Raw genomic sequence first — 11,158 nt, forward strand, 5'->3', positions numbered from 1 at the left:
TGTTATCGCTTGCAGGTATACCGCTTACGGCGGGTTTTATTGGTAAGTTCTATGTGGTATTGGCGGGTGTAAACGGACATCAATGGTTCCTGTTGTTTATGCTGGTGATCAACAGCGTAATAGGACTGTATTATTATATCCGTCTGGTGGCCGCCATGTTTGCGGTGCCTGCACCAGGAGAACAAACAATGGTGGTGCCAGCCCTGCCCATGGCCGGTAATATCACCCTGGTTATTTTAACCATACTATTAATAGGGCTGGGTGTATATCCTACTGCTATGATGCAGCTGATACAACAAATGATGCGGATACTGATTTAGCATATATTCGTTTCCGTTAGATGTCATGATCCCACCCGGCTCTGCTCATCACTGGTGCCGGTTTTTCTTTCTCTTGCAGCTTTAATGCTGGCACTGCCAAACTTATAACTGAAGGAAAGATTCACGGTCCTGAACTGCCAGGTATTGTAAATACTCATGTTCAGGTTCTCAAATTCTGCTGCACCACGGTAGCTTTCATTCCGCAATATGTTGTTATAACTCAGTTTTACGGTAGCATTCTTGTTCAGGAACATCTTTTGCAGGCCCAGGTTCAGGTTATATTGACTGTAGCCCCTGAAAATACCGAAGATAAAAGGGGAGTTGTAATACCCCATCACTTCCAGTTTCATATCATACGGTAGGGTAATGGTATTGGTGCTGTTGATATAGTAATTAAAGTTGTAACGGGTATAAGGCACGTTGGTAGTGGGATTTTCAAACCTGTATTTATTATAGGAAAGATCCACATTGTTATCGCTCGTCCACCATTTAGTGACCTGTATGGGTAACGTTAGCAACAGGCTATAGATATCTGTCTTATCATAGTTGCGTTCCGTACTGATAGAGGCTTTGGTACTGTCATTCTGCGTAATAAATTCTTCCATCATATCTTTTATCCGGCTATAACGCAGGGTCGCAATATACTTGTCTTTAAAGGTATACGCCAGTTCCGCAATATTGCTGTACTGAGGTCTCAGATAAGGGTTCCCCTTGAAATAGGTGTATTTGTCGAGATAAAACATAAATGGATTTAGCTGCCCGTACTGCGGCCGTTCTATTCTGCGCGACATGGCCAGGCTCAACTTATTTTTATCATCTATTTTTTGTTCAATATTGATGTTCGGGAAGAAGTCGGTGTAGGCACGTTTGACGTAAGTGTCCGTCGAAACAGAATGCCCGGTTGAATTTGTGTTTTCTACCCTCAGCCCTAATTGCAGCGCCGTCTTGTGTATTTGTTTTTTATAAGTGGCGTAAGCCGCGTATATATCTTCCTGATAATTAAACAAGTCACTCAAAGTGGGTGATGGCAGGTAGATCCCCTTATACAGGGAATCGAATTGCAAAGCATTGGTAGTAGTAACAAAACTAACTTTGGCACCTGTTTCCAGCTTACTTTCTTTACCCAGCGGCCAGCTTAGATCTGCCTTTAAGCTTTTGATGATGATCTGTGTACCACCGGTATTGCGGATGCTGTTAGGATTGCGGCTTTGCTTGATATTGGGGTCATATAAACTGTCGTTCAGCTGCATAAACCGGTGATTATTGAATTGCGCATAGTCTGCGTCAAAGCTGAATTCACGTCCGCCGGCGGTATCAATAATCGCCTTGTAGTTAAGGTTAATCGCAATGTTGTCGAATTTATTGTCATTAACGGTGAGGGAATTGACAATAGAGTCTGGCGGCATATTTTGTCTGCCCAGGTTGGTACTACTATAGATCTGGTTACTGAAAGCGTTTTTATAACCGCTGGCCAGCACTCCAATGGTTTGCTTTTCGGTGACGAAATAATCCAGGCCCACTTTCGCATAATTGTTTTTGAAGCGGTTGCGCTGAAACACGCTCTGCTGGATGAAAGTGGTGCTGCCATCGCTTTCCTTTACAGACCTGCTGTAGTCGCGGGTCACCTGCCGGGGATAGTCACCCTGATCGAAATTACCGAACAGGTTGAACTTTTCGGTTCTCCAGTTGATATTACCGGATATGCCATAGCGGCCATATCTCGACTGGGTAAGAGTAGCATTGATATTACCATTTACCCCTGTCATTTTCCCTTTTTTAGTTTTTATGTTGATGATACCCCCATTACCGGAAGCATCATATTTGGCAGAGGGGCTGGTCAGTATTTCTATAGAAGCAATACTCTCACCAGGTGTGGTTTTAAGGAGATTGGTCAGCTGCTCGCCGCTTAAATAGGTCAGTTTACCATCAATCATCACCGTTACGCTCTGTCCTTTCAGGGTCACGTTTTCGTTGTTATCTACCTGTACACCGGGAGCTCTGCGAAGGAGATCGAGGGCGGTATTACCGGCAGCACTTACACTGTTTTCTATGTTCATCACGGTTTTGCCCGCGGAACTTTCTATGTAAGGTTTTTGGGCGGTAACATTCACGGCCTGCAGGTTTTTGCCCAGTGGAGGCAGTTTCATGCTGCCCAGGGCAATGCTTTTATGGGCGGCGTCTACCTGGAAGGCGGTACTATAGGAAGTGGTATACCCCATTTGTGAGGCCTGTATAAAGTAATGTCCGGCGGCAATGCCATCAAAGGCACATCCCCCGTTGTCGGTGGTCATTTCACCTTTTACCAGGCTGGAGTCTTTTACCTTGCGCAGCATCACGCTGGTAAAGGGAAGGGGCTTGCCTGCATTATCTGTAACTGTCAGTGTAATCTTTCCTGTGGAGTGGGGTTGTTGTGCAAACGCCGTAAACGTGCAACAAATAAGCATTCCCAGGGCTACGATGATCGTTTTCATACTATCGTCTCCGTTATATATTTTCTCAAAAGCTATAAACCAATAAACAAGTCAGGGGCGCTACAATTATTTTTTTCTGAAGTTATCCTGATAATACCTAAAAGCCAGACGCAGGACGCCATTTGCTGTTTCAAGGGGCACTTTTTCGGTTTCATTCACAATGCATGAAGAGGTGGTAGCAGGAGCAGCAGGAGTTTCCCGGAAATTTCCGATCGTAATCAGATATAAAGGCAGTTCATTTGGGTTATTGGCCGAAGGGTGGCCATGGTCTGCCATTTTCCCTCCGAATACTAATATTAGCATCAGAAAGGTACTCAGACATACAACTATAGCAACTTTTTTCATACCTCAATTTTACTAAAGACGAACGGGTACAAAAAAAGTTGCATGGGAGGTCAAAATAATTTTACTGGATAAATTTACTTTTTCCAGAGACGCTGTATGGTAGCGGGTGAACGTTGTTCTAAAAGTATAGTATGGCCGTTACTTAACTCTTCCAGCAGGTTGGCCTGGTAGTAACGAACGGTCAGCAGCTCCAGCCCTTCATTATATACAATTTTGAACTGCTGGTGCAGGGCCTTGATCAGGAGTTCTATCTTTTCCGGATTGTTATCTATACAACAGGAAAAATTAATGGCTCCATTCTGCATCAGGTTGATTTTCACCTTCAATCCGTGGAAGATCTCGTAAATATCGCTGATTTTATCTTCTGTAATAAAGGAGAAGTCTTTGGAGGTGATATTCAGCAGTACCTGGTTCATTTTCAATACGATAATGGGAGGCAGCTGTTTTACATCTGCGGTTTCCTTAATCACGGTACCGGGCAGGTTTTTATCCAAAAAGCACTTCACCAGCAGCGGAATCTGTTTGTTCTGCAGTGGTTTAATGGTTTTGGGGTGTATGACCTGAGCGCCATAGTAGGCCATTTCAATCACTTCTCCATAACTGATCTCGGGGATATTAACAGTATTGGGAAACAGTTTTGGGTCAGCATTCTTTAAGCCTTCCACATCTTTCCAGATCGTTTGACTTTCCGCATCGAGCATATTGGCAAAAACGGCGGCGGAATAGTCACTACCTTCTCTACCGAGGGTAACGCTTTCATTTTGGTCGGTAGCACCAATGAATCCCTGTGTAATTACGATGGACATCTTTTCAAAGAGGGGGGCCACTTTTTCCGTGACCTGCCGCTGTGTATAGACCCAGTCGATATTCGCATCCCGGAAGTTATCATCTGTACGGAAAATATCACGCACATCCATCCAGGTATTATGCAGCCCTACGCTGTTAAAGAATGCGCTGACAATGGCAGTACTCAGTAATTCTCCCAAACTTACCAGCTGATCATAATAATAGTCATAGCTGCGCAGGGGCTTTTCTCCAAGTGTCCATTCGGCTTCCGTGGAAAACTGCAGCAGCTGTGCAAACAAAGGATGTTCGCGGGTGCCCAGTAAGGATTCCGCTACATTAATATGATGTTGTTCAATGTTAAAAAGCAATTGTGCGGCAATTTCCTTTTTCCCAAGGAAAAAGTTTTCTGCTACCTTTTCCAGCTCATTGGTTGTTTTTGCCATGGCAGAAATAACAATGAGGAGTTTTTCGTCCGGAAACGACTGCACTATTTGCGCCACCTGCCGGATACGTTCAACACTTTCTAAACTTGCGCCACCAAACTTGAAAACCTTCATATGATAGTTTATCTTCTATTAAAAAATTATTTGGCAAAGTAAGACAAGTTTAGAATTGTTTTAAAATCTGTTTATAGATAAATGACAGTTCCGTTAAAATAGTTCCAATTCCTTTAATTTCGTTGTACAACCTAACGTTATGAATCTTAAGCAAAAAGTAATGACCCTGGATGAATTCACGATTCAGGAGTTGCGGAATTACCCGGGAGCAACCGGTCAGCTATCTGGTTTACTGCGCGATATGGGGCTGGCAGCGAAAAGGGTAAATGTTGAAGTAAATAAAGCAGGTATTGCTGACATATTGGGAGAAGCCGGCAAGATCAACGTGCAGGGTGAATCCGTAAAAAAGCTCGATGAATTTGCCAACGCCCAGTTTATCAATTCCCTGGAAACCAGTATTTATTGCTGCGGAGTAGCTTCAGAAGAAAATGAACACTTCATTCCTTTCCATGATGAACATTCAAAAAAGTCGAAGTACGTAGTACTGATGGACCCTTTGGATGGTTCCAGCAACATAGATGTAAACGTATCGATCGGAACAATTTTTTCAGTATACCGTCGCCTTACGCCGGAAGGCACAGCGTGTGAGCTGGAGGACTTCCTGCAGCCGGGCTCCCGCCAGATTGCTGCCGGTTATATCATCTACGGTTCTTCTACCATGATGGTATATGCTACCCGCCGCAGCGTGCAGGGCTTCACCCTCGATCCATCTATCGGGGAATTCTGTTTATCACATCCTAACCTGAAATGCCCGGCAGACAGTGATATCTTCTCTATCAACATGGGTTACTATCACTTATACGAAGAGAAGATCCGTAAGTCGGTAGATCATTTTATGGCCAGAAATGAAAATGACCGGATCTATCGCCATCGTTTTGTAGGCTGCATGGTGGCGGAAATACACCGTACTTTAATCCAGGGTGGTATTTTCATGTATCCGGCTTTTGGGAAATATTCTTCCGGCAGGTTAAGGCTTTGCTACGAGTGTAACCCGATGTCATTTATCATGGAAAAGGCCGGTGGCGTGGCGATGGCCAATGGCAAGCAACGCTTGCTGGAACTGAAGCCGGTGCAATTGCACCAGCGAATGCCGATTTTCATTGGTTCCAAAAATATGATGGAAACCTGGCAGCACATTATGAACGATTAAGGGAAAAAAATATATTTTAAAAAAACGGTGTATAGTGAATACAAAACATTCATTGTACGCCGTTTTAATTTCTGGTATAACAGTTGCTAAACCTTGACTGTATTTAATAGTCTAACCATTATTCATTATTTATTTCTAATTATTAACCATTTTTATTTTATGTTGATTTTGAAGAACCAACGGATCTTTGCGTTATTGGTAGCTATGTTTGCCTTTTTCCAGGTAAGTGCATGTTCACGTGCCACCACCCGTCAGGCAGATAGCGGTAACACCGGTGGTAGTATGGATGAACAAATCCTTTACTATACCAACAAGTTCCGTCAATCCAAAGGATTGAAACCTTTGCAGCTGGATGCCACCATCAGCCAGCAGGCCCGCCGTCATAGCCGGGATATGGCCAGCGGCAGCACCGGTTTTGGACACGAAGGATTTGAAGAACGTGTAGCCAACGTTTCTAAAAAAATGGGTCGGGTATCCAGTGCTGCGGAGAACGTAGCCTATGGTACCCTGGACGCTGAAGCGGTAGTTAACGGTTGGATCAAAAGCCCCGGCCACCGCAGAAATATGCTCGGTGATTACACCATGATTGGTATTGGTACTGCTGATAAGGGCAGGATCACTTTCTTTACGCAGGTGTTTATTAAGCAATAAAGCATAAAGCTGAAAGCAAAAAGCTATTAAAGCGGATGATAGAAGCGACCACATTATTGAATAATCGCTGTTATCATCCGCTTTAATAGCTTTTTGCTTTTTGCCTTCGGCTTTTTGCGCTTTCTTTCTTAATTTGGCCCCATGGAAAAGAAAAAGATCATTGAGGTAAATAACCTGGTTAAAAAATACGGGGAATTTACCGCAGTAAAAGGGATCAGCTTTGAGGTGTATGAAGGTGAGATCTTTGGCCTGTTAGGCCCTAATGGCGCAGGTAAGTCTACTACCCTGGAAATCATTGAAACCCTCCGTGATAAAACGGAAGGAAAGGTGACAGTGGGCGGCTACGACCTCGACAAAGATCCGAATGATATAAAGAAAATTATAGGTGTACAATTGCAGAGCTCCGGCTATTACCCGGGCCTGAACCTGATAGAACTCATAGAAATGTTCGGCGGCCTGTATAATCAACCGGTATCCCCCATGAAACTCCTGGGGATGTTTAACCTGGAAGATAAGGCCAAAGCCAAGTACAAAGAGCTTTCCGGCGGGCAGAAGCAACGTTTTTCCATTGCTACCACCCTGATCAACAAACCACAGATCATTTTCCTGGATGAACCAACCACCGGACTCGATCCGCAGGCAAGACGCAACCTCTGGGATCTGATCCTGCAGGTACGCAGCCAGGGTACTACCGTGGTGATCACCACTCACTATATGGATGAAGCAGAGTTCCTGTGCGACCGCTGCGCTATTGTAGACAGCGGCCGTATCATTGCCATCGACTCTCCGGACGCACTGATCGATCAACTGGTATCTTCCGGTTTTGAAAGAGCAAAAGAAGTGAAGAAAGCGAATCTGGAAGACGTATTCATTCATCTTACCGGTAAAGATCTCCGGGAAGAATAAATTAATTCCGGATGGAAGCACTTAAATATCCTATTGGCCGATTCGAGCCATTGCCGGATTACACACCGGAGATGGTAAACGGATTTATTAAAGACATTCACTATCTGCCTCAACTGATAGAAATAGCTGTGCAACAACTGGATGACTACCAGTTGCAAACACCCTACCGGCCAGATGGCTGGACGGTAGCACAGGTGGTGCATCACCTGGCGGATAGCCACATGAATGGATATATCCGCATGAAACTTGCCCTTACTGAAGATCAACCCATTATAAAACCATATGAGGAAGGCGAATGGGCAAAACTACCGGATGTGAAACACATCCCCATCAATGTATCTATTACCCTGTTACATGCCCTGCATACGCGCTGGACTAACCTGATGGAACATTTAACGGCCGCTGAATGGGAACGTACTTTCATACATCCTGCCAATGGCACAAAGCATCATTTGAAAACACATGCAGCAAATTATGCCTGGCATGGAAAACACCACCTGGAGCATATTCTGCGCCTGAAAGAAAGGATGGATTGGTAAAGCATTGATATTATGAATATGGACTGGAAACTATTGTCTTCTGAATACCTGTTTAAAGATGCCTGGTTAACCGCGCGGGCAGACAAATGTGAAACGCCGGCAGGGAAAATAGTAGCACCTTATTATGTGCTGGAATATAATAACTGGGTAAACGGAGTGGCGTTGCGGGAAGACGGACAGGTGATTATGATCCGTCAGTACCGGCAGGGAATTGGCAGAACACTGCTGGAAATCCCCGGTGGCACCATGGATGCCACTGATCCTTCTCCTTTATTTGCTATGAAACGGGAAATGTTGGAGGAAACCGGCTACGAATTTAAAGAATGGGTGTCACTGGGTACCGTGGCTCCTAACACCGCTTCCAGCAACAACTATACACATATGTTTCTGGCTACCGGCGGTGTAAAAGTGCAGGAACAGGAACTGGACCATAATGAAGAAATAGAAGTAGTGATTATGCCGCTGGAAGAACTGCAGCAACTCATGTTGGATAATAAGATTGTACACAGTTTGCATACTACCTGTATCTTCTACGCGTTGCTGCATCTCGGCAAAATGAGCATGAAGTAGTTACATTACTTCTGCCACAATAAAAAAACTACCACAAACAAGAATCATATCATCCGGCTGGGCATGTTGCCTGGCCGCCTGTAATGCTGCCTGTACAGATGCATGCGCATGACCATGTAAGCCACTGGTAGCCGCCATTTCCGCCAATGCTACTTCGTCCATCGCACGGGGAATTTGTGCTTTGCAAAAATAATAATGCGCCGTAGGCGGGAATAAAGGCAATACTTTTTCTACTTCCTTGTCCTTTACAAATCCTACTACTATATGCAGCTGCTGATAATTTACATGGCCCAGTTGTTCCATTATCTCACGAATACCAGCTTCATTATGACCAACATCCAGTACGGTGAGCGGATGCTGCTGAATCACTTCCCAGCGGCCTCTTAAGCCAGTCAGCTTTTTTACATGAGACAGTGCCTCACTGATATGTTCCCACGTAATATGCCATCCGTTCTGTTGCAGTATTTTGACAGCAGACAATACACCCATCACATTTTTTTCCTGGTATTGTCCATTCAGATCCAGCTGTAATTTTCGCATCTGTTGCTGGCGTGTATCCAATAACGTTATATTCAGATGACTGCCCTCAATCGCACTGGAAGATTCCATCCATTCCTGGTCTGCAAAGTGAATAGGCGCGTTCAAATCCGCAGCAGTATTGATAAATACAGCTTGCACTTCTGATTGCGTTTCACTGATGACTACCGGAACACCCGCTTTGATAATGCCCGCTTTTTCTGCGGCAATCAGCGGAAGGGTATCTCCCAGAATATTTTTATGGTCAAAGCTGATATTGGTAATCAGCGAAAGCTCCGGAGTAATCACGTTGGTGCTGTCGAGCCGCCCGCCTAAACCCACTTCAATAATGGCGATATCCACCGCCTCCTCCTGGAAATAGCGGAAGGCCATGGCTACGGTGAGTTCAAAAAAAGACGGTTCGATGGCGGCAATATGTGGCCGCATCTGCTCCGTAAAGCGGATCACAAAATCTTCCGGTACTACCTGCCCGTTGATCCGGATACGTTCCCGGAAATCGAGTAAGTGAGGAGAGGTGTATAGTCCCGTTTTATAACCAGCCTGCTGGAAAATGGCTGCCAGCATATGACTGGAAGAGCCTTTTCCATTGGTACCGGCTACGTGTATGGTTTTAAATGCATGCTGCGGATGTTCCAGTAAATCCAGCAATGCAAGCGTATTATGAAGATCTGTTTTAAAAGCACTGGCACCCACTCTGGTAAACATGGGTAACTGTGCGTAAAGATAGTCCAGCGTTTCTTTGTAAGAGGTCATAATTGTAAATTACAATTACGAATTACGAATTACGAATTACGGATTTGTGGGTAGACCATCCACTGTTATCTTCACACAAATCCGTAATTCGTAATTCGTAATTCGTAATTTTTCAATAATTAACCGGGCAGCCCAGCTGGCGCTTACGCATCCGGAAGATGCCACCACCATTGCCATCGCCCCGTTCGAACATGCTTGAATTTAACCGCAAAGCTACGAAAGCTGCTGCATGATCGACATGTCTTTCAAAAAGGTTGGTAAAAATTGTGCTGGAGCCTATCAGTAACGGTCCTATACGAATGCCAGCGCCTACGTCTGCCTGCCCGTTATGATTAATGGTCAGCGGTAAATAGGCACCAAATATGCGCGTTTCATACCGTGGCGTAATATTGAACTGCGTGAGTGCATATGTTTTAGTGACGTCCCTGCGCCCTGCTGTTAAAGCAATCACCGCATTGGCACTGACGAAAAACCGTCCGTCGATATTATAATCACCCATCAGGTTCAGTGCCGCAGGTAAGGTCATGTTAAACGTGGAATCCGTACCCAATGGTGTAAAATAGTTATTCAGCCGGCGCGCATATTGCTGCAGACTTTCATTTTTTCTGTACTGAATATCATTGGGCACCACGTGATCTTTCACGAGACTAAGATCTGTATTGTTAGCGCCTTTGGTATATTTTATTCTACCGATGTCTGTAATGGAAACGCCTATACGAAATTTGTAATCATCGGCATCCGAGCCTTCGTAGGCGCCAAAGCCACCATTGTCCGGACGGTATTCATAGATCATACCAATATCAGCCCCAAGCCCTACGTTGTTAAACAGTTTCAGGTTTTTTTGCGCGGGCGACTGCCAGTCGTCCAGCTCTTTACTGTAGCCATAATACAACGTACCGCTGGTGATGCTGGCATCGCGGGAAGTGTTCAAGCGGAAGTCCGCATTTTTTACGGCGGCATAACCCGCAGCCACGCCACTTAATAATTTCAGCGTAATCCCTGCTTTCAAACGACCACTATAACTTTCTTTTATTACACGTGCATAACTGAGGCCCAGTTCATGCCATATGTGTGACGTAACACCCGCCTGCGGAATACTTAAGTTAACATTCTTATACCCGGGATTAGGAAAATCTACGCCAAAGAAATTAGCGATAGGAGTGGTCACATTACCGCCGTTACTGCTGGAACGCATGCGCCATACAAAAGACAGCGATTGTTTTTCATCAATGGCATACAATACAGAAGGCATGACTATTTCTGCCATTTCCCATCCGTTCTGCTTTCTGTTAGCGCCTTCATCGAGGAAATAATCACGGTTGCGCCGCAGGGTATCCGGTTGGCTAAATAGCATGGATTTGGGCACACTTACGTAGGTGTTGCCTCCGTTCATATCTGTGCCAATAATATTCACATCCCATTTATAACGATAACCGGCTGCACTGGCAGGGTTAGAAAATACGCCATAAATACCTGCATAGTTACTGTTGTTGTAACCTGGGAAAGTTTGTGCCATAGCGGCATACGTCAGTAGTAGCAGTACTGATGTGCTAAAAAAGATACGGTTAAGTCT

11 protein-coding genes are annotated in these 11,158 nt (G+C 44.8%); 6 read left to right on the forward strand and 5 right to left on the reverse strand.

From position 1 onward, the window contains the following. Positions 1-320: proton-conducting transporter membrane subunit (locus VIP81_RS16845; RefSeq protein ID WP_331963330.1), on the forward strand; the 320-nt coding region annotated here is incomplete at its 5' end. A gap of 23 nt (positions 321-343) precedes the next feature. On the opposite strand, the gene VIP81_RS16850 is transcribed toward VIP81_RS16845, so the two are convergent. The 3 genes from VIP81_RS16850 to VIP81_RS16860 all read right to left on the reverse strand — a co-directional run bounded on the left by VIP81_RS16850 (position 344) and on the right by VIP81_RS16860 (position 4,479). Further along, positions 344-2,791 (reverse strand): outer membrane beta-barrel protein, encoded by a 2,448-nt coding sequence (locus tag VIP81_RS16850; RefSeq protein WP_331963333.1) that lies wholly within the window; start codon positions 2,789-2,791, stop codon positions 344-346. Between the two features lie 66 nt (positions 2,792-2,857). Beyond that, positions 2,858-3,136, reverse strand: coding sequence for a hypothetical protein (locus tag VIP81_RS16855; RefSeq protein ID WP_331963336.1), 279 nt, complete (start codon positions 3,134-3,136; stop codon positions 2,858-2,860). A gap of 74 nt (positions 3,137-3,210) precedes the next feature. Next, positions 3,211-4,479, reverse strand: coding sequence for an aspartate kinase (locus VIP81_RS16860; RefSeq protein ID WP_331963339.1), 1,269 nt, complete (start codon positions 4,477-4,479; stop codon positions 3,211-3,213). A 139-nt stretch (positions 4,480-4,618) separates the two neighbouring features. Here VIP81_RS16860 and fbp point away from each other — a divergent pair, with 139 nt between their 5' ends. The 5 genes from fbp to VIP81_RS16885 all read left to right on the forward strand — a co-directional run bounded on the left by fbp (position 4,619) and on the right by VIP81_RS16885 (position 8,295). Next, positions 4,619-5,629, forward strand: coding sequence for a class 1 fructose-bisphosphatase (fbp, locus tag VIP81_RS16865; RefSeq protein WP_331963342.1), 1,011 nt, complete (start codon positions 4,619-4,621; stop codon positions 5,627-5,629). Positions 5,630-5,788: 159 nt separating this feature from the next. Continuing rightward, positions 5,789-6,280, forward strand: a complete 492-nt coding sequence (locus VIP81_RS16870; RefSeq protein ID WP_331963345.1) for a CAP domain-containing protein — start codon at positions 5,789-5,791, stop codon at positions 6,278-6,280. A gap of 141 nt (positions 6,281-6,421) precedes the next feature. Beyond that, positions 6,422-7,186 carry an ABC transporter ATP-binding protein gene (locus VIP81_RS16875; RefSeq protein ID WP_331963348.1) on the forward strand — a complete coding sequence of 255 codons (765 nt, stop codon included), beginning with the start codon at positions 6,422-6,424 and terminating at the stop codon, positions 7,184-7,186. 11 nt (positions 7,187-7,197) lie between these two features. After that, positions 7,198-7,725: a YfiT family bacillithiol transferase gene (locus VIP81_RS16880; RefSeq protein WP_331963351.1), complete on the forward strand. Its 528-nt coding sequence runs from the start codon at positions 7,198-7,200 to the stop codon at positions 7,723-7,725. Positions 7,726-7,737: 12 nt separating this feature from the next. Next, positions 7,738-8,295: an NUDIX hydrolase gene (locus tag VIP81_RS16885; RefSeq protein ID WP_331963354.1), complete on the forward strand. Its 558-nt coding sequence runs from the start codon at positions 7,738-7,740 to the stop codon at positions 8,293-8,295. On the opposite strand, the gene VIP81_RS16890 is transcribed toward VIP81_RS16885, so the two are convergent. Together VIP81_RS16890 and VIP81_RS16895 are read right to left on the reverse strand one after the other, a co-directional pair. Further along, entirely contained in the window at positions 8,296-9,585 is a 1,290-nt protein-coding gene (locus VIP81_RS16890) for a folylpolyglutamate synthase/dihydrofolate synthase family protein (RefSeq protein ID WP_331963357.1), read from the reverse strand. 112 nt (positions 9,586-9,697) lie between these two features. Further along, a partial coding sequence (locus VIP81_RS16895) for a DUF5723 family protein (protein ID WP_331963360.1) occupies positions 9,698-11,158 on the reverse strand: 1,461 nt, incomplete at its 5' end.

Origin of the sequence: Chitinophaga sp. (genome assembly GCF_036566945.1) — a bacterium.
Lineage (GTDB): Bacteria > Bacteroidota > Bacteroidia > Chitinophagales > Chitinophagaceae > Chitinophaga.